Below are 24,902 nucleotides of genomic sequence, written 5' to 3' on the forward strand. Positions count from 1 at the left end.
CATGACTCCGGCGACGACATTCGCAGGGCGCAAGGTCGCGCTCTTTGGTCTCGGCGGCTCCGGCCTGTCGACGGCGCGCGCATTGATCGCCGGCGGCGCCAGCGTCGCCGCCTGGGACGATGGCGAGCCTGGCCGCGCCAAGGCGCAGGCGCAGGGCGTGGAGATCGTCGATCTGACGAGCGCGGATTGGCGCGAGTTCTCCGCGCTCATTCTTTCGCCCGGCGTGCCGCTGACGCATCCAGAGCCGCATTGGACCGTCGCGCGCGCGCGCGAGGCGGGCGTCGAGGTGATCGGCGACATCGAGCTCTTCTGCCGTGAGCGGCAGGCGAAGGCGCCGGGCGCGCCCTTCATCGCCATCACCGGCACCAATGGCAAATCGACGACGACGGCGCTGATCGCGCATCTTCTGCGCAGCGCCGGTAAGGATGTGCAGCTCGGCGGCAATATCGGCACGCCGATCCTCGATCTCGAGCCGCCCTCCGAGGCGCGCATTCACGTCATCGAATGCTCGTCCTTTCAGATCGATCTCACGCCTTCGCTCGCGCCGTCCATCGGCATTCTCATCAATCTGACGCCGGATCATATCGACCGTCACGGTACGATGGAGAATTACGCGGCGGTGAAGGAGCGTCTCGTCGCCGGCGCCGATGTCGCGCTGATCGGCGTCGACGACGCTTTCTCTCACGCGATCGGCGCGCGGCTGACCGAGCGGCGCCGCGAAGGCCAGCGCATCTATCCCGTCTCCGCCGCGCGCGCGCTCGATTGGGGCTTTTTCATCGAGGATCGCAAGGCGCTCTATCGCGAGGCCGGCCATGCGCCGGAGGAGACAGAGACGCTCGGCGATCTCGAGGGCGCACGCACATTGCGCGGCGCGCATAATGCGCAGAACGCCGCCTTCGCCGCCGGCGCCGCTTGGCACTGCGGACTCTCCTGCGCGGAAATCGCGCGCGGGCTGCTCACCTATCCCGGCCTGCCGCATCGCATGGAAGAAGTGGGGCGTCGCGGACGCGTCGTCTTCGTCAACGACTCGAAAGCCACCAACGCCGACGCCGCGGAGAAGGCTCTGCTCTCCTATGACGATATTTTCTGGATCGCCGGCGGCAAGGCGAAGGACGGCGGCATAGAGCCGCTGCGTCCGCTCTTCCCGCGCATCGCCAAAGCCTATCTCATCGGCGCGGCGGCGCAGGATTTCGCGCGCACGCTCGAGGGCGCGGTGACTTATGAGCAATGCGGAACGCTCGATGTGGCGATCGCGCGCGCGGCCGAGGAGGCCGCGTTGAGCGCGGCGCGCGAGCCCGTGGTGCTGCTGTCGCCGGCCTGCGCCTCTTACGATCAATTCGCCAATTTCGAAGCGCGCGGCGACGCTTTTCGCCTGCTCGCGCGCGAGCTGCATGCGCATGCGCCCATTGCCGGAGAAACCCCATGATCTCGCGCGCGGAGCGTTCCACCTTCTCGGATTGGGCCTGGACGATCGACCGCTGGCTCCTCGCCGGCGTCGCGCTGCTCATCGTCTGCGGCCTCGTCTTCGCCATGGCCGGCAGCCCGCCCGTCGCCGAGCGGCTGCATCTCTCCACCTTCTATTTCGTGCATCGGCAGGTGCTGTATCTCGGTCCAGCGATCCTCGTGATGATCGGCGTCTCCTTTCTCACGCCGCGTCATGTGCGCCGCGCGGCGATCGTGCTGTGGATCGTCTCGCTCGCGCTCGTCGTCGGCACGCTGTTCTTCGGCCAGGAGGTGAAGGGCGCCAAGCGCTGGATCTTCGGCATTCAGCCCTCCGAATTTTTGAAGCCGGCCTTCGTCATCATGGCGGCCTGGGCGTTTTCGGAAGGCGCCAGGCGCAAGGATGTTCCCGGCAATCTTCTCGCCATCGCGCTGCTTCCCGTCACTGTCGCGCCGCTGGTGCTGCAGCCGGACATCGGCCAGACCATGCTGATCTCGCTCGTCTGGGCGGGGCTCTTGTTCATGGCCGGCATTCACTGGTTCTGGATTTTCGGCGTCGGCGGCGCGGGCGCCGTGGGCGCGGTGGCGGCCTATAAATTCCTGCCGCATGTCCATGCGCGCGTGACGCGCTTTCTCGATCCGCAAGCGGCGGGGCAGGGCGTCGCCGACACATTCCAGGCAGACACCGCGCTCTACAGCTTCATCAGCGGCTCCTGGTTCGGCAAAGGGCCGGGCGAAGGCACGCTGAAGCGCATCTTGCCGGATGCGCATACGGATACGATCTTCGCCGTCATCGGCGAGGAGTTCGGCCTCTTCGTCTGCATGGGCGTCGCCGCGATCTATGGCTTCATCGTGCTGCGCGGGCTCTATTCCGCCTCGCGCAACGACGACGCCTTCTGCGGATTCGCCACCGCCGGCCTCGTCATGCTGTTCGGCCTGCAGGCCTGCATCAACATGGCGGTCAATCTGCAGCTGATGCCGTCGAAGGGCATGACGCTTCCCTTCATCTCCTATGGCGGCTCGTCGCTCATCTCGCTGGCGCTCGGCTTCGGCTTTCTGCTCGCCGTCACGCGTCGGCGCCCGCATATAGAGCCCGTCGTCGAGACGGAGCATGCGAGCCATGCGCCGATGGGAGCGCCGGCATGAGCGCGCCTGTTCTGCTGGCCGCCGGCGGCACCGGCGGCCATCTCTTTCCGGCCGAGGCGCTGGCGCATGCGCTGCGCGCGCGAGGGCTCGCGGTGGAGCTCGTCACCGATGAGCGCGCCTTGCGCTATGGCGGCGAATTTCCCGCGCGCGCCATGCACACGATTGCTTCCGCGACGCCGCGCGGCGGCTCTGTCTTCGCCAGGGCGAAGGCGATTGCGACGCTCGGCGTCGGCGCCGCGCAGGCGCTGCTTCTTTTGCGGCGCATTCGCCCGCTCGCGGTCGTCGGCTTCGGCGGCTATCCCAGCGTGCCGCCGCTCTTCGCCGCGTCGCTTCTGCGCATTCCCACAGTGCTGCATGAAGCGAATGCGGTGATGGGGCGCGCCAATTCTTTTCTCGCCGGCCGCGTCGATCGCGTCGCGTCGGGCTTTCCGCTCTCCGGCGTTTCGGATCCGCTCGCGGAAAAGATCGTCGTCACCGGCAATCCGCTCCGGCCCGCCGCGCTCACGGCCGCTTCGCTGCCCTATCCGCGGTTCGATGACGGCAGACTCCGCCTGCTCGTCACCGGCGGCTCGCAGGGCGCGCGCGTGATGTCCGATATCGTGCCCGCAGCGCTCGAATCTCTGCCGAAGGAATTGCGCGAGCGCATGGAGCTGACGCAGCAGGCGCGCGAGGAAGATCTCGCGCGCGTCACAATGGCCTATGCGCGCGCCGGAATCGTCGCGCAGATCGCGCCTTTCTTCGCCGATCTGCCGGAGCGTATCGCGCATGCGCATCTCGTGATCGCGCGCGCCGGCGCCTCCACCGTCACCGAGCTGGCGGCGATCGGGCGGCCCAGCATTCTCGTGCCGCTGCCGCATGCGTTGGACCAGGATCAGGCGGCCAACGCCGCAGTGCTGGCGAAATCCGGCGCGGCGGAGGTCGTGCGCCAGGCCGATTTCACGTCGCAATGGCTCGCCGAACGCATCGCCGCGCTCGCCGCGGACAGCGGCGAATTGCAGCGGCGCGCGCAGGCGGCGAAAAGCGTCGGCGTGACCGACGCGGCCGAGCGGCTCGCCGATCTGGTGCTCGCCGTCGCGCAGAAGAGAGAGCGCGCCGCGCCGGCGCAAGGGAGCCAGATATGAGAATGCCGCGCCGTCTCGGCCCCATTCATTTCGTCGGCATCGGTGGAATCGGAATGTCCGGCGTCGCCGAAATTCTGCTCGCGCAAGGCTATGAGGTGCAGGGCACGGACGCCGCCGACAGCGCCAATCTGCAACGGCTCGCCGGCAAGGGCGCGCGCGTCCATGTCGGGCATGACGCCAAATGGCTGGGCGAAGCCGCCGTCGTCGTCGTGTCGAGCGCGATCAAGCGCGACAATCCCGAGCTCGTTGCGGCGCGCGCGCAGCGCCTGCCCGTGGTGAAGCGCGCGGAGATGCTCGCGGAGCTGATGCGCGACAAGCGTTGCGTCGCCGTCGCCGGCACGCATGGCAAGACGACGACCACCTCGCTGGTCGCCACTCTGCTCGACGCCGGCGGTCTCGATCCGACGGTCGTGAATGGCGGCATCATCAACGCCTATGGCACCAATGCGCGGCCGGGCGCCGGCGAATGGATGGTGGTGGAAGCCGACGAGAGCGACGGCACATTCTTGAAGCTGCCGGCGGAAGTCGCCATCGTCACCAATGTCGATCCCGAGCATTTGGATCATTTCGGCGATTTCGACGGCGTGAAGAAGGGCTTTCGTAGCTTCATCGAAAATCTGCCATTCTATGGCTTCGCGGCCATCTGCCTCGATCATCCGACCGCGCGCGAGATCATCGGCCAAGTCGAGGATCGCCGCGTCATTTCCTATGGCGAGAGCGCGGAGGCCGAGGCGCGTCTGCTGGATCTCAATCTTTCCGGCGGCGTCGGACGTTTTTCCGTGCTGCTGCGCGATCGCGATACGGGCGCAGAGACGCGGCTCGATGATCTTCTCCTGCCGGCGGCTGGACGGCACAATGCGCTCAACGCCACAGCGGCCATTGCGGTGGCGCATCGGCTCGGCGTTCCCGCAGACAAGATTCGCGACGGGCTCGCGCGCTTTGCAGGCGTGAAGCGACGCTTCACCAAGACGGGCGAGTGGAAGGGCGTTTCGATCTTCGACGATTACGGTCATCACCCGGTCGAGATCGCCGCCGTGCTGCGCGCCGCGCGCGCCTCCACCAAGGGCAAGGTGATCGCCATCATGCAGCCGCATCGCTACACGCGCTTGCAGTCGCTGTTCGATCAATTCGCCGGCTGTTTCAGCGACGCCGATGTGGCGCTGATCGCCGATGTCTATCCGGCCGGCGAGAGCAAGATTGATGGCGTCGACGGCCCCGCGCTGGCGCGCGCCGCCGCTGCGCAAGGGCATGAGCGCGCGAGCGCCTTCGCTTCGCCGCAGGAGCTGCCGGGATTGATCCGCGAGATCGCCGCGCCGGGGGATTATGTCGTGTTTCTCGGCGCCGGCGACATTACGAAATGGGCCTATGCGCTGCCGGGACAGCTCGCGGAGATCGCGCCATGACGCTAGCGCAGACATGCAGAACGTGCGCTCCTTCTCCTGCGCGCGGGAGAAGGTGGCCCGACGCAGTCGGGTCGGATGAGGGTCCGCGCAGAAGTGCCGGTCTCGTCGCTTCGCTCTGCTCTCACGTTGCGCGCAATTTGCACGGACCCTCATCCGACCTCGCTTCGCGAGGCCACCTTCTCCCGCGCGCGGGAGAAGGAGACGCGCACGGAGATTGCGGATGAGCTTTCCGGATATCTCGGCCGAGATCGCCGCGCTCATGCCAGAGCTGCGCGGGCGTCTCGCCGCCAATGAGCCGCTCGCGCCGCTCACCTGGTTTCGCGTCGGCGGACCGGCGCAGCTTCTCTTCTCGCCGGCGGACGAGGATGATCTCGCTTACTTTCTCGCGCGTTTGCCGCGCGAGATTTCGGTCACGGTCATCGGCCTCGGCTCCAATCTCATCGTGCGCGACGGCGGCGTCGCGGGCGTGGCGGTGCGGCTGACGGCCAAGGGCTTCGGCGCCATCGCCGTGGAAGAAGGCGAGCGCATTCGCGTCGGCGCCGCGGTTCCCGACGTGAAGCTCGCGCGCGCGGCGGCGGAGGCCGGCATAGACGGTCTCGCTTTCTATCGCGGCATTCCGGGCGGCGTCGGCGGCGCGCTGCGCATGAATGCGGGCGCGCATGGCGGCGAGACCAAGGATACGCTGCTCGAGGCGCGCGGCGTCGATCGTTCCGGCAATGCGCGCGTCTACGCCAACGCCGATCTCGGCTTCTCCTATCGCCATAGCGATGCGCCGGACGATGTGATCTTCACGCAGGCGCTGTATCAGGGCCGCAAGGGCGATCCCGCGACGATCCTCGCGGAGATGGAGCGCATCACGCAGGCGCGCGAAGCCTCGCAGCCGATCCGCGAGAAGACGGGCGGCTCCACTTTCGCCAATCCGCCGGGCCATAAAGCGTGGCAATTGATCGACGAGGCCGGCTGCCGCGGGCTCGTGATCGGCGATGCGCAGGTCAGCGAGATGCATTGCAATTTCCTCGTCAATCGCGGCCAGGCGACGGCCGCCGACGTCGAGGCGCTGGGCGAGGAGGTGCGGCGGCGCGTGCGAGAGAAAAGCGGCGTCGTGCTGCGCTGGGAGATCAAGCGCATCGGCCTCGCCCTCGCATGACGGTCCTCGAGAAGAGCGCGCGCGTGAGCATCGAGAGCGACGGGCTCGCGCAGCTTTCGTCCAGCCCGCTGCTCGGCGCGGCGCTCGCTGTTGTCGCCGTCGCGCAGCAGCTCATCGGCCATATCGATTGCGACGTCTCCTGGTTCTCGACCTTCGCGGAGAAGGTGCTCGATGGGCGCGTCGCCTATGTCGAGGTGAGCGATCCCAATCCGCCGGCGGCGTTTCTCTCGCTCATGCCGGCCGTGCTGCTGGCCCGCGCGCTGCATCTTCCGACAGAGGCGCTGGTCGCGGCGCTGGTCTTTCTCGCCGCCGTGGGCTCCATCGGCTTTTCGTTCCTGCTGCTGCGGCATGGCGCGGCGCGCGACCGGCGCGAATGGATGCAGCTTCTCAACGCCGCGATCTTTCTGCTGCTGGTCGCGCCGGAGATCGTCTTCGCCGAGCGCGAGCATATCGCTCTGCTCGCTCTGCTGCCCCTGCTGGCCGCGCTGGCGGAGGAGCGCGCGTCGGCGCCGCGCCTCGCGCGCATCGTCGCGGGAATTTGCGGCGGCCTCGCAGTGGCGATGAAGCCGCATTTCATCCTCGCCATCGCGCTGCCGGCGCTGGCGCTCGCTCTCCGGGAGCGCAGCGTGCGCGCCTTGCTGCGAGCGGAGCTGGGCGCCGCGGCGCTCGCCTCCGTCGTCGTGACCGGCGCGACGCTGATCGCTTTTCCGGCCTATGTCGGCGAGGCGCTGCCGCTCGCGCTCGAGGTCTATGGGCCGGCGCGCGACGATCTCGCCCATTTTCTCGCGCATTCGCTCGCGCTCGCCTATCTGGCGCTGCTGGCGGGCTTTCTCGTCGCGGCGCGCGGGGCCGCCCTCGGCCGGGCGTCGGTCGTCGCGCTCGCCGCCTCTCTCGGCTTCTTCGCGGCCTTTCTGCTGCAGGGGAAGGGCTGGATGAATCACGCCTATCCGGCGATGGTTCTGCTGCTGTTCGCCTGGATATTTCTCGTTCTGCGCGACCGCGCGGCCCCGGTCGCCGGCCTGCGCGCGGCGCTGACGAAATTCCTGTTCGCGCCGGCGCTGCTCGCCGCGCCGGCCTATTTCGGAATCGTCGAGCAGCTGACCGATCGCGAGGAGCACGAGGGCCTTCTGGCCGCCGTGGCCGCGGTCGCGCCGCCGCATCCGCGCATCGCGACCATCGCCAGCCAGCTCGATTTCGGCCATCCTTTGACGCGGCGGCTCGCGGGCGAGTGGGTGGGACGGCAGAATGCGCTCTTCGTCACAGCGGCCGTGGGCCGGCTGCTCGAGACGGCGGGGCCGGAACGTCGCCAGCGGCTGGAGGCGCGGCGCAGCGCCGATCTCGCCGCGCTGGCCGAGGATATTCGCGTGGGGCGGCCGGACATTATCGTCGCCGAAGATCGGGCGACGCGGGAATGGGTGCTGAAGCGCCCAGAAATGGCCGGCGCGCTCGATGGTTACAGGCTCGCGAAACAGGCGGCGGATATAGAGATTTGGCGGCGGGCGGAGTGAGAGCGGGGGAGGCGCCGCCCGACCAATTCCCTGTCGCTCGGGGACCTCTCGAGGTTGCCGAGCCCCATTTGCGAATTGATCGCGGTGCTGGCAGACTGCGTTCGACGGGGGACGAGCCATGAGAGCAGATGATTTTCAAAATTGGCTCGAGGAGAAGGGCGCCCTCGGCGCCTGTCCCTTTTGCGGAACGAACAATTGGATCGGCGAATCCGACGCTGAGAACGAGCGGCAATTGGTGAAGGTGTCGGTCGTTTCTCGCGGAAAAGCGCATTCAGACGATTCTGGCCGCCCGTATTCGGTGGAGATGGTCCGACACGACTGCTATATGCTCACATGTAGTCATTGCGGCTTCGTGCGCTTACATAACGTGTCGGTGGTCGACAAAAATGACTGAAAAGCCTCGTCTGCACGTCGTCGGCGGCTCGACGGCTCCCCATGATAGAAACATCGCCCAGGCAAGCGCTGGACCTGCGAGCGCTGGACCTGGAGGCGGCGGCGGAGGAGAGGGGATGAGCGATCTCGAGCGTCGTGTCACCACACTCGAGTCGGATATGAAGAAGGTTCTTCAGGACACCGCGGAGATCAAGGGGCTTCTCCGCGCAATGCCGACGTCCTCCGACTTCAAGGATCTGAAGGCGATGTTGGCTGCGGATATCGGCGAACTGAAGGGGCGCGTGTCTGGCCTTCCTTCCGCGGTCGAGTTCGGCGAGCTGAAAGGGCGTGTGAACGCCCTTCCGACCACGGCCAAGATCGCGTCGATCGTCTCGATCATCGGCGCCATGGTCGCAATCATTCTCCGCTGGCAGGAGATAGTCGCCTTCACCGCCGGAATGGTAGCGAAGCATTAATTTCGCGCTGCCACTCCAATGCGTGAGTCGATCGTCGGCGGCGTCGTCACGGGCTGGCGCGCTCTTCCGGCCGGAGTCCTGCCGATTTCGGTGAAGGCCTGCTCTGGGCATGTCGTGATGGGCGGCGGAGCGCGCCCGCGCCCCCGTGGGCTCATTCGCAAATCCAACCGAGGGTCTAAGCCCTCGCACAACTCGAAGGTGCGTCATGACTGCTCCCGTCGCCGTTCACGTCGCCGTGCTCATGGGCGGATTCTCATCGGAGCGAGAGGTCTCGCTGCGCTCGGGCGAGGCGAGCGCAAAGGCGCTGGAGAGCGTCGGCTATCGCGTCACCCGCGTCGATGTCGGCCGCGACGTCGCCGAGGTTCTCGCCAAGCTCGCGCCGGATGTGGCCTTCAACGCGTTGCATGGACGCTTCGGCGAGGATGGCGCCATTCAGGGCGTGCTGGAGATTTTGCGCATCCCCTACACGCATTCCGGCGTGCTCGCCTCCTCTCTGGCGATGAAGAAGGATGTGGCCAAGAGCGTCATGGCGGCGGCCGGCGTGCCGGTGCCGCGGGGCCGGGTTGTGCATCGTCTCGAAGCGGCCAAGGCACACGCGCTGCCGCCGCCTTACGTGCTGAAGCCGGTGAGCGAGGGGTCGTCCTTCGGCGTCTTCATCGTCAAGGAGGGGCGCTCGCATCCGCCGCAGGAGCTGGCCGCCGCCGATTGGCGCCATGGCGATTTCATGCTGGCGGAGAATTTCGTCGACGGCCGCGAGCTCACCTGCGCGGTGATGGGCGACCGCGCTCTCGACGTGATCGAAATCCTCCCCGTGTCGGAGGAGTTCTACGGTTTCGACGCGAAATACGCGAAAGGCGGCTCGAAACACGTGCTTCCGGCGAATCTTAAACAAAATATTTACCAAGAGGTCCAACAGTTGGCCCTCGAGGCTCATCGGGCTCTCGGCTGTCGTGGCGTCAGCCGTGCGGACTTTCGATACGACGATCGCCCCGGCGGCACGGGCGAGCTCGTCGTGCTGGAGGTCAACACGCAGCCGGGCATGACCGAGACCTCGCTGGTTCCCGAAATGGCGGCGTATGCCGGATATTCGTTTGGCGAGCTCGTAAGATGGATGGTGGAAGACGCGTCCTGCGATCGTTGAGAGAGCCTGTCGAGGCTCTCTTCGATGTCGCGCATCCGCATCCCATCCAAGCCGGCTCGTATCAGGCCGGCTCGCTTCAGCCCGGCGCCTATTCCGCTCCTTACGTAAGCCCTGTCTCTTCGCAACCGGCCGAGCGGCGCTCCCGCCCCGCGTCGGCCCCGCACGCGGAGCGCGGGCGTCTCTCGCGGCTCGCCGCTCTGCCGGGAATTGGCACGGCGGCGCTCGCTCTGCTGTTCGGCGGCGTCGGCTTCGTCGGCGTCGCGCATAATGGCGGCTATGCGGAATTTGTTGCCCGCAATGGCGCGCCGCGCGATATCGTGGCGCGCGCGCTCGGCTTTTCCATCGAGGTCGTCACCATCAGCGGGCTCGGCGAGCTCTCCGAGGGCGACGTGCTCGCCGCTTCGGGCGTGAAGCCGACGCATTCGCTTCTCTTTCTCGACGCCGAGACGATTCGCGAGCGGCTGACCGCGCTGCCGCTGGTGGAGAGCGCGCGCGTGCTGAAGCTCTATCCCGATCGGCTCATCATCGCGCTCGAAGGGCGCCGGCCCTTCGCGCTCTGGCAGCGCGACGGCAAGCTCTCTGTCGTCGCCGCGGATGGCGTCGTCATCGACGAGATGCGCGACGAGCGATTTCTGGGCCTGCCCTTCGTCGTCGGCGAGGGCGCGGAGAAGCGGCTCGACGAATATATGCGGCTGCTGGAGGCCGCCGGCGATCTCAAATCGCGCGTGCGCGCCGGCGTTCTCGTCTCCGGGCGGCGCTGGTCGCTCGACATGACCAATGGCGTCGAGGTCAAGCTCCCCGAGCAGGATCCGGAAGCGGCGCTCGCCGTCCTGCAGCGACTCCAGCGTGAGGCCAGGATCCTCGATAAGGATGTGATCTCGATAGATTTGCGCGCGCCGGGACGCGTAGCGGCGCGCCTTTCCGAGGAGGCGGCCGCCGCGCGCGCGGCCGCGAGTTCGCGTGGTTCACACAAGGGCGGCCAGACATGAAGCCACATCTCTTCCCGCCGCGAATGAAGCAGCTCGGCGCCCGCCGCAGCGCGACCATGGCGGTGCTCGACGTCGGCACGTCGAAAATCGCCTGCATCATCGCGCGGCTGACGCCGGTCGGCGACGGCTCGCCGCGCGGGCGCACGCATCGCGCGCGCGTGCTCGGCATCGGCCATCAGCGCTCGCGCGGCGTGAAGGCCGGCCAGATCGTCGATATGGAGGAAGTCGAGAGCGCGCTGCGCCGCACGGTGGACGCGGCCGAGCGCATGGCGCGCTCGCAGATCGACGCCATCGTCGTCACCGCTTCCGGCGGGCGCCTCGCTTCGCAGCATTTCGCCGCCAAGACGCGCGTCGTCTCGGGCGCCGTCGCGCCCTCTGACGTGCATCGTGTGCTCGAGGCTTCCGCCGCCCATGTGATGGAGCGCGGCCGCGTGGTCATGCATTCGCTGCCCACCGGCTTCTCGCTGGATGGAACGCCCGGCATTCGCGAGCCGGCCGGAATGGTCGGCGGCGAGCTCGGCGTCGATCTCCATGTCGCCAGCTGCGATCAGGCGGCGATGCGCAATCTTCTCGTCGCCGTCGAGCGCTGCCATCTCGGCATAGAAGCCGCCGCCGCGGCGCCTTATGTCGCCGGCCTCGCCGTGCTGGAGGCCGATGAGGCCGAGCTCGGCGCCATCGTCATCGACATGGGCGCGGGCGTCACCTCGCTCGCCGTCTTCGCCGGCGGCGCGCTGGCGCATGTCGATGCGGTGACGCTCGGCGGCAATCACATCACCATGGATATCGCCCGCGGCCTCGACTGTCGCCTGAGCGACGCCGAGCGTCTGAAGACGCTCTATGGCGCGGCGATCTCCTCTCCCTCCGACGATCGCGAGACGATCGCCTTCGATCATGTGGGCGATAGCGGCGAGCATCCGGCGCATGCGCCGAAATCGCATCTCGTGCGCATCATTCGTCCGCGCGTCGAGGAGACTTTGGAGTTCCTGCGCGACCGTCTGGCGGCGTCCGGCTTCTCGGCGCATGCGGGGCGGCGCGTGGTGCTCACCGGCGGCGCCTGCATGCTCACGGGCCTGCCGGAGGCGGCGCGCCGCATTCTGGGCGGACAGGTTCGCGTCGGCCGGCCGGCCGGCATAGACGGCCTGCCCGAATCGGCCAGGAGCCCGGCTTTCGCCGCGGCCGTCGGCCTGCTCGTCTATCCGCAATTCGCGGGGCGCGAATATTTCGAGCCGCGCCGCGAGGCAGAGGCGCGCGGGACCGGGACCAATGGGTACATCTCTCGGGTCGGACAGTGGTTGAGAGACAGTTTCTGAGCATTTCGAGCATGGAGAGCGAGGCGCGCGTCGGCGAAACGCTCCGGGGATGGCAACCGACGCGCAGTCGCATGAAAATCAGTCGAAAGGTCTGGCGATGACGATCAATCTCAAGGCGCCCGAGCTCCGGGAATTGAAGCCCCGCATTTTGGTGTGCGGCGTCGGCGGCGGCGGGGGCAACGCCGTCAACAATATGATCATGTCGGGCCTCTCCGGGGTGGACTTTCTGATCGCCAACACCGACGCGCAGGCGCTCGCCTCGGCGCGCGCCGAGCGCATCATTCAGATGGGCCTGCAGGTGACGGAAGGCCTCGGCGCCGGCGCGCAGCCGGAAGTCGGCCGCGCCGCTGCGGAAGAGGCCAAGGACGAGATCCGCGAGCACCTCAATGGCGCGCATATGGTGTTCGTCACCGCCGGCATGGGCGGCGGCACGGGCACGGGCGCTGCGCCGGTCATCGCCGCCACCGCGCGCGAGATGGGCATTCTTACCGTCGGCGTCGTGACCAAGCCCTTCCATTTCGAGGGCCAGCGCCGCCTGCGCATCGCCGAGGGCGGCATCGCCGAGTTGCAGAAGTCGGTCGACACTCTGATCATCATCCCGAATCAGAATCTTTTCCGCATCGCCACGGAGAAGACGACCTTCGCCGACGCTTTCGCCATGGCCGATCAGGTGCTCTATTCGGGCGTCGCCTCGGTCACCGATCTCATGGTCAAGGAAGGCCTCATCAATCTCGACTTCGCCGATGTGCGCTCGATCATGCGCGGCATGGGCAAGGCGATGATGGGCACGGGCGAGGCCACCGGCGAGCGCCGCGCGAGCCTCGCGGCGGAGGCCGCCATCGCCAATCCGCTGCTCGACGAAGTGTCGATGAAGGGCGCCCGCGGCCTCTTGATCTCGATCACCGGCGGCAACGACCTCACCCTCTATGAGGTGGACGAGGCGGCGAGCCGCATCCGCCAGGAGGTGGACGAGGACGCCAACATCATCCTCGGCGCGACCTTCGACTCCTCGCTCGAGGGCGTCGTGCGCGTGTCCGTGGTGGCGACGGGCATCGATCTGCCCTCCACCGCCGCCGAGGACGCCGCCGCGGCGGAAGCCCGCGTGCTGGAGGCGGCCGAGCGTCTGCGCGCCCAGGTGGCGGCGCAGGGCCGCGTCTCCTTTGTCCAGACCATCGCCGAGCCCGCTCCGCAGCCGGCGCCTCAGGCCTATGCGCCCGAGCCCGTCCCGGCCCCGATCGAGCAGCGCCAGCCCTCGCCCTATTACGGCGAGCCGCAGCAGCAGGCGCCCGCCGCTTCGCGCGATGTCTATCTGGAGCAGGTCGCGGCGCGTCCGGTCTATGCGCCGGAGCCCGCTCCGCAGCCGGCCCCGATGATGGAGGCGCATGAGCCCTACATCCCGCCGGCCGCCGAGCTGCCGCGCATGCGCATGCCGCAGATCGAGGACTTCCCGCGTCCGGTCCAGGAGCAATATCGCCAGGCGCGCGGCGACGCCGCCGCCCAGGCGCCGGAGGCCGCGCGCCGCCGCACGCTGCTGGAGCGTCTCGCCTCCTTCGGCGCGAGCCGCCAGGAAGAGGCGCTGCAGGGGCCGGCCGCCGCCGCGGCGCCGCGTCCGCAGATGCGCCCCCAGGCTCCCGCGCCCTCCCAGGGGCATGCAGAATATGCAAAGCGCCCGGTTCCCCAGGCGCCGCAGCAGCCGGCGGGACACGCCGGGCTCGATCCGCACGGCCGCCGCGTCGCGCAGGCCCGCTCGATCGAGGAGGAGCAGCTCGAGATCCCGGCCTTCCTGCGCCGTCAGATCAACAGCTGATCTTTCGTCGATCCTGCGCCGCGTGATCGCGAAATCTGTGAAAGGCCCGCTCCGGCGGGCCTTTTCTCATTCGTGTCGGCTGTAACATTTTGTAAAAAACCGTGACTGGAGCCCCGCTGCAGCGCGGATTATTCTGCCCGGCGCCGCTCCGCCACAGTCGCGCATCATCGCGCGCGTGCGGCGGGCCGATCCGCTTTCCCGGAGTGAGACGAAATCGATGACGTCGCATCGACCGACGAGGATGCAGACGACGCTCGGCGCCGCCGTGGCGCTGGACGGCGTCGGCGCGCACAGCGGCCTCGCCTCGCGGCTCCTCCTCGCGCCCGCCGAGGCGGGCTCGGGAATCGTCTTCACGCGGCTCGGCGGCGTGGATTCGCTGCGCGCCGAGGCGCGCAATGTCTCCTCCACCGATCTTTGCGTGCGGCTCGGCTCCGGCGCCGCGTCCATCTCGACGATCGAGCATTTGATGGCGACGCTGCGCGGCCTTCGGGTCGACAATGTCGCCATCGAGGTCGACGGGCCGGAGGTTCCGGCGATGGACGGCTCGGCGGCGGCCTTCGTCGCGGCGATCGACGAGGCCGGAATCGTGGCGCTCGCCGCGCCGCGCCGCGCCATTGTGATTCGCGCGCCGGTGCGCGTCGCCGACGGCGCCGCCTGGGCGGAGCTTTCGCCCGCGCCCGCCGGCGGCTTCTCCATGGATGTCGAGATTTCCTACGCCGCCGCGCCCATCGGCCGCATGCGGCGGCGGATGCGGCTGACGCCGGCGAGCTTTCGCGCCGAGATCGCCCGCGCCCGCACCTTCGGCTTTCTGTCGGACGCCGAGCGTTTGTGGCGCGAGGGCAGGGCGCTCGGCGCCTCGCTGGACAACACCATCGTTCTCTCGGACGGCCGCGCGCTCAATCCGCAGGGACTGCGCTTCGCCGACGAGTTCGTCCGTCACAAAATGCTGGATGTGCTCGGCGATCTCGCTCTCGCCGGCGCGCCGATCGTCGGCGCTTTCCGCTCCTATCGCGGCGGCCATCGCCTCAATCTCGCTCTGGTCGAGACGCTGCTGGCGACGCCTTCCGCTTTCGCCATCGTCGGCGGCGAGCGTCGGCCGCGCTCGCGCCCCGCCGCCCGTATGGGCGCGTCCGGCTGAGGCTGCGCTTCCGTTCGTCCGCCATGGCGCGGCGGTCGCGCCCGCAGCGCGACGCTCCGGCTTGACACCGGCCCTTCCCCCTGCGCTTCTCCGCGGCTAGAAACGTCCCTCCCTACGAGACAAAAGACACGCAAAATGCATCGCTATCGTTCGCATAATTGTGGAGAGCCGCGCGAGGCCCATGCCGGCGAGAAAATCCGTCTCTCCGGCTGGTGCCACCGCATTCGCGACCACGGCGGGGTTCTGTTCATCGATCTGCGCGACCATTACGGCCTCACCCAATGCGTGGTCGACCCCGATTCGCCGGCCTTCAAGGCCGCGGAGAAGCTGCGCTCCGAATGGGTCGCGCGGCTCGACGGCGAGGTGCGCAAGCGCCCCGCCGGCACAGAAAATCCCGACATGCCGACCGGCCTCGTCGAGGTCTATGTCACCGAGATCGAGGTGCTCGGCCCCGCCGCCGAGCTGCCGCTGCCGGTCTTCGGCGATCTTCCCTATCCCGAGGAGACGCGGCTCAAATACCGCTTCCTGGATCTGCGCCGCGAGAAGCTGCACGCCAATATCATGCTGCGCGGCCAGGTGATCGATTCGCTGCGCCAGCGGATGAAATCCCAAGGCTTCTTCGAGTTCCAGACTCCGATCCTCACCGCCTCCTCGCCCGAGGGCGCGCGCGACTTTCTGGTGCCTTCGCGTATTCATCCCGGCAAATTCTATGCGTTGCCGCAGGCGCCGCAGCAGTTCAAGCAGCTGCTGATGGTGGCGGGCTTCGATCGCTATTTCCAGATCGCGCCCTGCTTCCGCGACGAGGACGCCCGCGCCGACCGCAGCCCCGGCGAGTTCTACCAGCTCGATATCGAAATGAGCTTCGTGACGCAGGAAGACGTGTTCGCCTCGGTCGAGCCCGTGCTGCGCGGCGTGTTCGAGGAATTCGGCGGCGGCAAGCCCGTCACGCCGGTCTTCCCCAAGATCGCCTTCCGCGACGCCATGCTGAAATATGGCTCCGACAAGCCGGATCTGCGCAATCCGCTCATCATCGCCGATGTGAGCGAAGAATTCGCGCGCGACGATGTGAGCTTCAAGGCATTCAAGGGCAAAGTGGTGCGCGCCATTCCGGCGCCGGGCGCGGCGTCGCAGCCGCGCAGCTTCTTCGACAAGCTCAATGATTGGGCGCGGTCCGAAGGCGCGCCGGGCCTCGGCTACATTATCTTCGACGAGGAGAATGGCGCGCTGATCGGCAAGGGGCCGATCGCGAAATTCATTCCGCCGGAGGCGCTGGCCGCGCTCGCCGCCAAGGGCGGCGTGAAGGCCGGCGATGCGCTGTTCTTCTCGGCCGGCGAGGAACTGAAGGCGGCCAAGCTCGCCGGCGCCGCGCGTCTGCGCGTCGGCACGGAACTAGGGCTTTCGAAGACCGATGTCTTCGAGTTCTGCTGGATCGTCGACTTCCCGATGTATGAATACAATGAGGACGACAAGAAGATCGACTTCTCGCACAATCCCTTCTCCATGCCGCAGGGCGGCCTGGAGGCGTTGGAGGGCAAGGACCCGCTCGATCTTCTCGCCTATCAATACGACATCGTCTGCAACGGCATCGAATTGTCCTCGGGCGCGATCCGAAACCATCGCCCGGACATTATGAAGAAGGCCTTCGAGATCGCCGGCTATGGCGAGGATGTGCTGATCGAGAAATTCGGCGGCATGTATCGCGCCTTCCAATATGGCGCCCCGCCGCATGGCGGCATCGCGCCGGGCGTCGATCGCATCGTGATGCTGCTGGCGGGCGAGGAGAATTTGCGCGAGGTGGTGCTGTTCCCGATGAATCAGCGCGCCGAAGATCTGCTGATGGGCGCGCCCTCCGAGGCGACGGCCAAGCAGCTGCGCGAGCTGCACATCCGCCTGAACCTCCCTGAGAAGGGCTGAATCTCGCAACCGCGCTCCTTCTCCCACTCGTGGGAGAAGGTGGCCTCGCGAAGCGAGGTCGGATGAGGGCCGCTGCGGTAGGCGGCTCTCATGAAATTTATCTCCATGTCGGATCGCGATGAAAATCCGCGCATGGATTTGTTATTTCGCCCAACGCCGACGGACCCTCATCCGACCCCGCCGCGCGGGGCCACCTCCTCCCACAAGTGGGAGAAGGAAGGGGGCGGCGTCATTTTTCCGCGAGATTTTCCAGCGCGGCGCCGGTCATGCGGCAGATTTTCCATTCATGCATGAGCTTTGCGCCTTGCCCTTCGTAGAAGGCGATAGAGGGCGCATTCCAATCCAGCACCGACCATTCGAAACGGCCGAGCCCTTCCGCGATGCAGCGGCGCGCGAGATGGGCGAGCAGCGCCTTGCCTATGCCGGCGCCGCGAAATTGCGGGCGCACGAAAATATCCTCGAGCCAGATTCCGTGCCGGCCGCGAAACGACGAGAACGTATAGAACCAGAGCGCGAAGCCCGCCGGCGCGCCGTCCCATTCGGCGATGTCGCAAAAGACGCGCGGAGTTGGGCCGAACAGCGCCTCGGCGAGCATTTCCTCGGACGCTTCGACCTCATGCGAAGGCTTTTCATATTCCGCGAGCTCGCGCACGAAAGCGGCGACCAGCGCACTATCCGCACGTGCGGCGGGGCGGATGTGGATCACGCCTCCTCGTCCTCGGCGGTCTCGTCGTCGACAGTCTCTTCCTCGACGATCAGAGCCGCACGAACGAGCCCGCGCACGGAGTTGCCGAAATAAAATTCCGCGTCGCCAGCAAAATCCTCGAGCCGCAGCAGGCTCTCGCGCGCCTTGCCGATGGCGAGAAGATGCGCGCGCAATGTTCCCGGCAGAAGCCCGCTGGAGAGAGGCGGCGTCAGCAGCACGCCATCGCGTGCGAGAAAGACATTGGTGCGCGCGCCCTCGCAGACTTCATCGCGCTCATTGCGAAACAGCACTTCATCGGCGCGGCAGCGCATCGCCGCTTCGGCCAGCTCGCGCTCATAGAGCTCGCGCCGCGTCGTCTTGTGGCGCAGCATCGGATCATCGGATTCGAAGCGCGCCTCGGCCACGGCGACACGCCAGATCGTGTCCGGCGTGATCGCGTCGATCGGCAGCGAGCTCGCTTCGTATCGTCCGTCGCGGCCGAGCGCATAGCGCACGCGCAGACGATCATCGAGCGGATCGGCGACTTCCTCCTTCAGCGCCGCGAGAAAGGCCTCGTCGCTATGGAGAAAGCCGAGCGCGCGCGCCGAGGCGGAAAGCCGCGCGACATGCTCGTCGAGATAGAGAAAGCCGCCGTCCTGCGTCCACAGCAGCGTTTCGATCAGGCCGAAGTCTTCGCTCCGGTCAGGAATTTCGCCTTGATCAGACATTCCTCATATTCCTCGCGCGCCCGCGAATCGGCGACGACCGCAGAGCCGACGTTGCAGACGAGCTCCCCATCGGGGAAAAGTGTGAGCGTGCGGATCGCCACATTGAAACGGATCGCCCCGTCGGGCGCGATGAGGCCGAGCGAGCCGCAATAGACGCCGCGCGGCGCGCATTCGAGATCGCGGATGATCTCCATAGCGCGGATTTTCGGCGCGCCGGTCACGGAGCCGCAGGGGAAGAGCCCGGCGAAGAGATCGGCGAGCGTCACGCCCTCACGCAGCTTCGCCTCTATGCCGGAGGTCATCTGATGCAGCGTCGGATAGGTCTCGACGGTGAAGAGATCGGTCACGCGCACCGAGCCGACCTCGGAGAGGCGCGAGAGATCGTTGCGCAGAAGATCGACGATCATCAGATTTTCGGCGCGCGATTTCTCGTCCTGCGTCAGCAGCGCGGCGCGCGCCATATCTTCGGTCGGCAGAAAGCCGCGGCGCGCTGTTCCCTTCATCGGCCGGGCGCGGATCACGCCTTCGCAAGCGTCGAAAAAAACCTCCGGCGAGAGCGAGACGATTTTCTCCTCGCCGAGCGCGACGACGCCGCCATAGGCGACCGGCTGGCGCTTGCGCAGCGCGCGATAGAGCGCCGTCGCCTCGCCCTCGTAGCGGCCGTGCATCGGGAAGGTCAGATTGATCTGATAGACGTCGCCCGCATAGATGAACTCGCGGCAGGCGTCGAAGCGCTCGGTGTATTCGGCGAGGCTCCAGGCCGGGGTCAGCGCGATCTCGACCGGCGCGGTCTCGGTCGCCAGCGAGGCGGCGTTGCGCCACTCATATTGGCGCGGCGTGCGAAAAGCGCCGAAGAGCAGCAGCGGCGTTCGCGCCTGGGGCAGGGGGCGCCCCGCGAATTTCGCCTCCAGCGCATAGCCCAGCTCATAGCCGGCGTAGCCCGCGAGAAAGAGACCGCGCCGCGTCGCCGCCTCCATGCGCGCGAAAGCCGCCGGAACCTCCGCCGCCGTATCGGCGCGGATGATCTCCTCCGGCTCGTCGAAGAGCAGGGCGGCGCCGTTTCGTCCGTCCTCGAAGACGACGAAGGGGCCATCGGGCGCCTTATTGGGGTCGAAAGGCTCGCGCCCGCGAAGCTCGGCGATATGGAACATGAGGGACGCGGCGCTCCGGTTCGGAAAGCCCATCTTATATCAGCCGGGCCTGCGGATGAAGCCGCGAGTTTGGGCGCGCGGCGCGCTTCCCGGCGATCGTCTGATTTACGAGCCGGGCGGCTCTTGGCGAATAGGCAATGGTTGCCTATAAATGGGAGGCGGGAGGCTCGATGCCGACGATCCGCCGTTTCGCCAATTGCAAGATCGCGATCTATGCGGACGATCATCTTCCGCCGCATTTCCATATCGAAGGTCGAGGCTTTCGAGCCTTGGTCGAGATCGAGACTTTGGAAGTTCGGGCGGGCGACATTCGCAGAGCCGCTGAGGCGCTCGAATGGGCGGCGTCGAACAGAGACCTGCTGCGAGCCGAATGGAATCGGATCGTTCGGAGGGACTGAGCATGGAAGACCATGGCCCCAATATCCGCGCGATCCGCGCGGGCGACGGCCGCGAGCTGCTGGTGACTTGGAAGGGCGGCGCCGAGAGCCCGGTGGATGTCGGCGCGCATATTGGGCGTTACGCGATCTTCGCTCCTTTGCGCCGAGACGACGCCGCATTCCAGGCGGTGTCCGTCGGCGAATGGGGCTGGTGCGCCCATTGGAGCGACGAGATGGAAATCGCCTCCGACACGCTCTGGCGTCTCGCGCTCGAACAAGGGAGCGCTCGGCTTCGGGGATGGCGCGAGGCGCATGGGATGACGCAAGCCGAAGCGGCGTCGGCCTTGGGCGTCAGCCCACGCATGTGGCGCTATTACGAGGCGGGAGAACATCTGCTGCCCAAAACCGTTCGTCTCGCTTGCGCCGGCTTCGACGCGAAGGCCAATGCGGCGTAAGGAGGGCAATGGCGGCGAAGCTTCTCTCGCCGTCGCGGAAAATTGCTCCCTGCCCCAATGCGCTATATGGAATGCGGGAGCTTTCCCCCCGTCCCGCGAGCGTTCTCATGCCCCATTCCCCCGATCATTCGCCGAGCGAGCGCGGCATGCGCCTCCTCTTCATCGGCGATGTGGTGGGGCGGGCGGGGCGCAAGGCGATACAGGAGCGGCTGCCGGAGCTGCGCCGGCGCTGGGCGCTCGATTTCATCACCGTCAATGGCGAGAACGCCGCCGGCGGCTTCGGCATAACCGAGGCCATATGCGACGAGATCCTCGCCGCCGGCGCCGATTGCGTGACGACCGGCAATCATGTCTTCGATCAGCGTGAGGCGCTGGTGTTCATCGAGCGTCAGCCGCGCCTGCTGCGCCCGGTCAATTATCCGCCCGGCACGCCCGGACGCGGCGCCAATCTCTACACGGCGGAGAACGGGCGTCAGGTGCTTGTGGTCAATGTGCAGGGCCGCGTCTTCATGGATGCGCTGGACGACCCTTTCGCCGCCATTGAGCGGGAAGTGGGCGCCTGTCCGCTGGGCGTGGCTTGCGACGCGCTCATCGTCGACATACATGCCGAAACGTCCAGCGAGAAAATGGCCATGGGCCATTTCGTCGACGGACGCGCCTCTCTGGTGGTGGGGACGCACACCCATGTGCCGACGGCGGACGGGCAGATCTTGCCGCATGGCACGGCCTATATGACCGACGCCGGCATGACCGGAGACTATGATTCGGTCATCGGCATGGAGAAGGAGGAGCCGCTGCGCCGCTTCACCCGCAAAACCCCGGGCGCCCGTTTCGAGCCCGCTCAGGGCGAGGCGACGCTCTGCGGGGTCGCGGTGGAGCTTTCGGCCGACGGCCTCGCGCGGCGCATCGCCCCGGTGCGGATCGGCGGCCGGCTGGCGCAGGCGAGGCCGGACTTCTGGCAGGAGGAGGACGAGGCCCGGGCAGGGCGGCTCGTCGAAGCGATCGGAGCGCCAAGACGATGAGATGGGATCAGCTCGGCCAGTCCGACAATATAGAGGATCGTCGCGGCCAGGATTACGCCGACGCCGGCGCGGGGCCGAGCTTCGGCGGTGGCGGCGGGCTCGGGCTGGGCACGATCGTCATTCTCGGCGTCCTCGCCTATGCGTTCGGCATAAATCCGGCGCTGCTGATCGGCGGCGCGGAAGTGCTCAGCAATATGCGCGGCGGCGGACAGGTGGCGCAGCAGCGGCTCGATCGCCCGACCCGTCAGGCGCCGACCGGCGCGCCGGCGGATCGACAGGGCCAATTCATCTCCGCCGTGCTCGCCGGCAATGAGCGCGTCTGGTCGAAGATTTTGCCCGAGCAGAAGGGCATTCGCTTCGACCCGGCGCGGCTCGTGCTGTTCAACGGCGTCACCGGCTCGGCCTGCGGCCGCGCGCAATCGGCGATGGGGCCGTTCTACTGTCCGGTCGACCGAAAAATCTATCTCGACACGTCGTTTTTCCGCGACATGGACCGCCGCTTCGGCGGCGGCGGCGATTTCGCCTATGCCTATGTGATTTCCCATGAGATGGGCCATCACATCGAGAATCTGCTCGGCATTCTGCCCAAGGTGCAGCGCGCGCAGCAGATGGCGTCGAGCCGCTCCGAGTCCAATAATCTCTCGGTCCGCGTCGAGCTGATGGCCGATTGCCTTTCCGGCGTCTGGGCGGCGCACGCCGATCAGAATTGGAAGATTCTCGAGAAGGGCGACATAGAAAAAGCGATCAACACCGCGCAGGCGATCGGCGACGACCGTCTCCAGCGTTCCGCGCAGGGCTATGCGGTGCCGGACAGCTTTACCCATGGCTCCTCGGCGCAGCGCGTCGAATGGTTCCAGCGCGGTCTGCAGACCGGCAAAATCGACGCCTGCAACACTTTCTCAGCGCAGCGTTGAGCGCGTCGCGGTTCGGAAGACGAGCTTCTGATACGCGAGGCCGACGCCGATCAGCACGAAGCCGAGGCCGATGAAGGAAAAGGCGCGCCACAACCCCTCGAGGCCGGCGAGATCGTAGAGGAAGATTTTCAGCGTCGCCGCGACGATGAACAGCGCCGAGGCGAAGCGCGCGCCGGCGAAGCCGCGGACGAGGCCATAGACGAGCAGTAGCACGCCGAGCGCGAGCCATGCCGCCGAATAGGCCCAGACTTCCATCTCCCCGGCGCCGCGTTGTGCGCAGAGTTCAGCGCCATTGAACCAGCGTCGCGTCTCGAGGCTGGCGTAGAGAAAGAGCAGCGCGACCGACAGCGCGCCGGCGGCTCGCGTGAACCAGATGGGGCGCAGGCCGTGGGCGCGGCGCATGAGCAGCGCGGCCGCTGCGGCCGGCGCTGCATAGCCGAGCAGCAGATCGGCGCCTCCCTCGAGCGGACGACAGCTCAGCAGCGGATCGGCGATCGTCGCGACGCCGACCGAGAAGAAGCAGGCCGCCGCGCCGAACAGGAGCGCGCCGATATCGAAGATCGGGCTTCGCCGGCGGGGGTCGATCTCGACCAGCGCCAGCGTGAACAAGAGGGACGTGGTCGCGAGCAACCCCAGCTCTACGAGACCCGTCCCGCGGGCAAAAATATCGCCGCCGTTGAGGGCGTGGCGTATCTCGAAATAGACGAGCAGTGCGGCAAACAGCGTGGCGAGCGCTTCGGCGATCGACGTCGGCGCGTCGGCTTTGCCCGGACGGCGCAGCAGCCGCGCGGCCGCGGCGAAGGCGAGCGCCGGCGCGCCATAGCCGAGCAGCAGCCAGTTGAAGATCGGCGTCGTCCCGAGCGTGGGGCCGACGATGCGCGGTTCCAGCAGCAGCCGCGCCAGCACCAGAAGTCCGAGCGCCGCGGTGGGCGCGCGCAGGGCGGGAATGTCGAGCCGCGCCGAGACGAAGGCCGCGGCCGTCGCCGAGAGAGCGAGCGCGACGGTCAGCATTCCACGATCGAGGAAGAAGACGAGGGCGAGGGCGAGAGCCGCGAGCGCGCCCGTCGCGAAAACGCCTTGCGCCAATGTCGCGGTCGCATTGCTGCCGGCCGCGCGGAAAAAATGGGCGAGGCCGACGAAGCCGGCGCCGATCGCCGCGGCGACCAGGGCGAAGGAGAGGCTCGATGGTCCGTCAGCGAGGCGCAGATAGAGGGTCGCGGCCACGGCCAGCGGCGTCGCCGCCGCCGCGAAGGCATAGGCCGTCGCCTGCGGATAGAGGAGCCCGTCCGTTGCGAGGCGGCGCGTGGCGAGACCGACGACGATCGCGGCCGAGAAAATCGCGACGACGAGAAAATGCTCCGGCGCGTGGGGCGCATGGAGGAGAATGGGGCCGAGCGTCCGGGCCGGCGCGTCGGGATTTCCGGGCCAGACGAACGATATAGCGACCGCCGCCGCGCCGACGATCGGCAGCAGAGCGGCGGAGCAGGCGCGAAAGGCCCCGGCGAGCGCGACGCAGACGAGGATCGCGCAGAGCGTCGCCGTCGTCGCTGCGTCGAGCCCTATGGGCGTCGCGCTCGCGACGATGAGAGCCGCGACGCCAGCGAGGCCGCCGGGCAGAATCGTCGCAACTCTGTCGAGCGGCGTCGATTGCCGGCGGGAGGCCGAGTAGAGCGCCGCCGCCGCGGCGCCGATCAGCGTCTGGACAAGCGCGGCGTGGAGTACATCCGGCGCCGCGGCCAGCAGGAGCGCCCAGAGCGCCCCGCCCGCGGCGGCCGCTTCCGCAAGCCAGTCCCAATTGCGCATCCGGGCGAGGCCGAAAGCCGCCGCCTGCACGATCGCGAGATAGAGAACGACGGGCCAGGGATCGGGCGCGGCGGAGGCGACGAGCAGCGGCGCCGCGCCCGCCCCGACGAGGCCGAGGCCGGCGAGCCAGGGTCCATGCAGAGCCGCCGCCAGCTTGGTCGCGACGCCGAGCGCGCCCAGAGCGGCGAAGGCGAGAGTCGGGCCGATGAAGCCGTAGAGGCCATGCGCGGCATAGATTGCGCCGAAGCCGGCGACGGCCCCGGCCGCCGACAGAACGGCCGGCGTCTGAGTGGGATTGCGGCTCGCCATCTCGCGGCGGCGCAGCCATTCGCCGGCGGCGATCAGCGCCGCGCCCAGGGCGAGGCCGAGAACGCAGCGCGCCGCCGGCCCGAACCATCCCTGCTCGATCGAATAGCGCACCAGCAGCAGCGCGCCGAGCGCCAGGGCGACGCCGCCGATCCAAACGCTCCAATCGGCGCCGAGCGCCGCTTCGAGACCGGCCGCGCCGGCGGCGGGCTTTTCGACGCGCGGCGTCGAGGGAACGCGCGGCTTCGGCTCTGTCGTCGGCTCGACCGATTTTTGCCCGGGGGTCGCGCGGGCGCGCGCGGGAGCCGGGGAGGGAGCGGGAGTCGGAGCCGGGGAGGGCGCTGCGGTCGTCGCTCTCGCCGGCGCGCTGACCGCGCGCAATCGCGCCTCCAATGACGCGATGCGGCGCTCGGCGATCGAAAGGCGCTCGCGCGCCGAAAGGGCGAGGAAAAAACCGAGCGGTCCGAGGATCAGCATCAGCGCGCCGAAAATGAGCGGCGCGAGCAAGTTCGTCTGCATCATTGAAAAAATCCCGCCGCTGAACATCGA

General features: G+C 67.7%; 22 protein-coding genes. 18 read left to right on the top strand and 4 right to left on the bottom strand.

Annotated elements, in window-relative coordinates; translation table 11 throughout:
* Position 1 precedes the first annotated feature (1 nt).
* From murD to aspS, 14 genes are all read left to right on the top strand, one after another.
* Positions 2 to 1,426 (top strand): UDP-N-acetylmuramoyl-L-alanine--D-glutamate ligase, encoded by a 1,425-nt coding sequence (gene murD, locus GYH34_RS10060; protein WP_161913457.1) that lies wholly within the window; start codon positions 2 to 4, stop codon positions 1,424 to 1,426.
* Complete coding sequence (locus GYH34_RS10065) at positions 1,423 to 2,586, top strand: putative peptidoglycan glycosyltransferase FtsW (protein ID WP_161913458.1); 1,164 nt, start codon at positions 1,423 to 1,425, stop codon at positions 2,584 to 2,586. Before murD ends, GYH34_RS10065 begins: the two co-directional genes overlap by 4 nt.
* Complete coding sequence (gene murG, locus GYH34_RS10070; RefSeq protein WP_161913459.1) at positions 2,583 to 3,707, top strand: undecaprenyldiphospho-muramoylpentapeptide beta-N-acetylglucosaminyltransferase; 1,125 nt, start codon at positions 2,583 to 2,585, stop codon at positions 3,705 to 3,707. Before GYH34_RS10065 ends, murG begins: the two co-directional genes overlap by 4 nt.
* A complete protein-coding gene (gene murC, locus GYH34_RS10075; protein WP_161913460.1) occupies positions 3,704 to 5,110 on the top strand; it encodes a UDP-N-acetylmuramate--L-alanine ligase in 1,407 nt (468 codons plus the stop codon). The genes murG and murC overlap by 4 nt, the downstream gene beginning before the upstream one ends.
* Positions 5,111 to 5,330: 220 nt before the next feature.
* A complete protein-coding gene (gene murB / locus GYH34_RS10080; RefSeq protein WP_161913461.1) occupies positions 5,331 to 6,257 on the top strand; it encodes a UDP-N-acetylmuramate dehydrogenase in 927 nt (308 codons plus the stop codon).
* A 23-nt stretch (positions 6,258 to 6,280) separates the two neighbouring features.
* Complete coding sequence (locus tag GYH34_RS10085; protein WP_244635033.1) at positions 6,281 to 7,765, top strand: hypothetical protein; 1,485 nt, start codon at positions 6,281 to 6,283, stop codon at positions 7,763 to 7,765.
* Between the two features lie 118 nt (positions 7,766 to 7,883).
* Entirely contained in the window at positions 7,884 to 8,159 is a 276-nt protein-coding gene (locus GYH34_RS10090) for a hypothetical protein (RefSeq protein WP_161913463.1), read from the top strand.
* A 115-nt stretch (positions 8,160 to 8,274) separates the two neighbouring features.
* On the top strand, positions 8,275 to 8,613 hold the full coding sequence (locus GYH34_RS10095; protein WP_161913464.1) for a hypothetical protein: 339 nt from the start codon (positions 8,275 to 8,277) through the stop codon (positions 8,611 to 8,613).
* A gap of 205 nt (positions 8,614 to 8,818) precedes the next feature.
* Positions 8,819 to 9,754: a D-alanine--D-alanine ligase gene (locus GYH34_RS10100; RefSeq protein ID WP_161913465.1), complete on the top strand. Its 936-nt coding sequence runs from the start codon at positions 8,819 to 8,821 to the stop codon at positions 9,752 to 9,754.
* Entirely contained in the window at positions 9,751 to 10,743 is a 993-nt protein-coding gene (locus GYH34_RS10105) for a cell division protein FtsQ/DivIB (RefSeq protein ID WP_161913466.1), read from the top strand. The genes GYH34_RS10100 and GYH34_RS10105 overlap by 4 nt, the downstream gene beginning before the upstream one ends.
* A complete protein-coding gene (gene ftsA, locus GYH34_RS10110) occupies positions 10,740 to 12,053 on the top strand; it encodes a cell division protein FtsA (protein WP_161913467.1) in 1,314 nt (437 codons plus the stop codon). Before GYH34_RS10105 ends, ftsA begins: the two co-directional genes overlap by 4 nt.
* Before the next feature lie 97 nt (positions 12,054 to 12,150).
* A complete protein-coding gene (ftsZ, locus tag GYH34_RS10115) occupies positions 12,151 to 13,860 on the top strand; it encodes a cell division protein FtsZ (protein ID WP_161914973.1) in 1,710 nt (569 codons plus the stop codon).
* Positions 13,861 to 14,077: 217 nt separating this feature from the next.
* Positions 14,078 to 14,998, top strand: a complete 921-nt coding sequence (lpxC, locus tag GYH34_RS10120) for a UDP-3-O-acyl-N-acetylglucosamine deacetylase (RefSeq protein WP_244635035.1) — start codon at positions 14,078 to 14,080, stop codon at positions 14,996 to 14,998.
* A 135-nt stretch (positions 14,999 to 15,133) separates the two neighbouring features.
* The gene (gene aspS, locus GYH34_RS10125; RefSeq protein WP_161913468.1) at positions 15,134 to 16,912 is read left to right on the top strand and encodes an aspartate--tRNA ligase; all 1,779 of its coding nucleotides are present in this window, start codon (positions 15,134 to 15,136) and stop codon (positions 16,910 to 16,912) included.
* A 229-nt stretch (positions 16,913 to 17,141) separates the two neighbouring features.
* On the opposite strand, the gene GYH34_RS10130 is transcribed toward aspS, so the two are convergent.
* Genes GYH34_RS10130 through GYH34_RS10140 form a run of 3 tightly spaced genes read right to left on the bottom strand, consistent with a single transcriptional unit; the run spans position 17,142 to position 19,476 of the window.
* Positions 17,142 to 17,618, bottom strand: a complete 477-nt coding sequence (locus GYH34_RS10130) for a GNAT family N-acetyltransferase (protein ID WP_161913469.1) — start codon at positions 17,616 to 17,618, stop codon at positions 17,142 to 17,144.
* On the bottom strand, positions 17,615 to 18,325 hold the full coding sequence (locus tag GYH34_RS10135; RefSeq protein ID WP_161913470.1) for an aminotransferase class IV family protein: 711 nt from the start codon (positions 18,323 to 18,325) through the stop codon (positions 17,615 to 17,617). Before GYH34_RS10135 ends, GYH34_RS10130 begins: the two co-directional genes overlap by 4 nt.
* Positions 18,277 to 19,476 (bottom strand): aminodeoxychorismate synthase component I, encoded by a 1,200-nt coding sequence (locus GYH34_RS10140; protein WP_161913471.1) that lies wholly within the window; start codon positions 19,474 to 19,476, stop codon positions 18,277 to 18,279. The genes GYH34_RS10135 and GYH34_RS10140 overlap by 49 nt, the downstream gene beginning before the upstream one ends.
* A 137-nt stretch (positions 19,477 to 19,613) precedes the next feature.
* Between GYH34_RS10140 and GYH34_RS10145 the strand changes: the two genes are divergently transcribed.
* The 4 genes from GYH34_RS10145 to GYH34_RS10160 all read left to right on the top strand — a co-directional run bounded on the left by GYH34_RS10145 (position 19,614) and on the right by GYH34_RS10160 (position 22,244).
* Positions 19,614 to 19,874 (top strand): DUF4160 domain-containing protein, encoded by a 261-nt coding sequence (locus tag GYH34_RS10145; protein WP_244635038.1) that lies wholly within the window; start codon positions 19,614 to 19,616, stop codon positions 19,872 to 19,874.
* Between the two features lie 2 nt (positions 19,875 to 19,876).
* Entirely contained in the window at positions 19,877 to 20,308 is a 432-nt protein-coding gene (locus GYH34_RS10150; RefSeq protein WP_161913472.1) for a helix-turn-helix transcriptional regulator, read from the top strand.
* A gap of 146 nt (positions 20,309 to 20,454) precedes the next feature.
* On the top strand, positions 20,455 to 21,330 hold the full coding sequence (locus tag GYH34_RS10155) for a TIGR00282 family metallophosphoesterase (protein WP_161914976.1): 876 nt from the start codon (positions 20,455 to 20,457) through the stop codon (positions 21,328 to 21,330).
* Positions 21,327 to 22,244 carry a neutral zinc metallopeptidase gene (locus GYH34_RS10160; protein WP_161913473.1) on the top strand — a complete coding sequence of 306 codons (918 nt, stop codon included), beginning with the start codon at positions 21,327 to 21,329 and terminating at the stop codon, positions 22,242 to 22,244. Before GYH34_RS10155 ends, GYH34_RS10160 begins: the two co-directional genes overlap by 4 nt.
* Here the strand turns inward: GYH34_RS10160 and GYH34_RS10165 are convergent.
* On the bottom strand, positions 22,230 to 24,875 hold the full coding sequence (locus GYH34_RS10165) for a DUF2339 domain-containing protein (RefSeq protein ID WP_161913474.1): 2,646 nt from the start codon (positions 24,873 to 24,875) through the stop codon (positions 22,230 to 22,232). The genes GYH34_RS10160 and GYH34_RS10165 overlap by 15 nt on opposite strands.
* Positions 24,876 to 24,902: the final 27 nt, after the last annotated feature.

Source organism: Methylosinus sp. C49 (genome assembly GCF_009936375.1).
In the GTDB taxonomy this organism is placed as follows: Bacteria; Pseudomonadota; Alphaproteobacteria; order Rhizobiales; family Beijerinckiaceae; genus Methylosinus.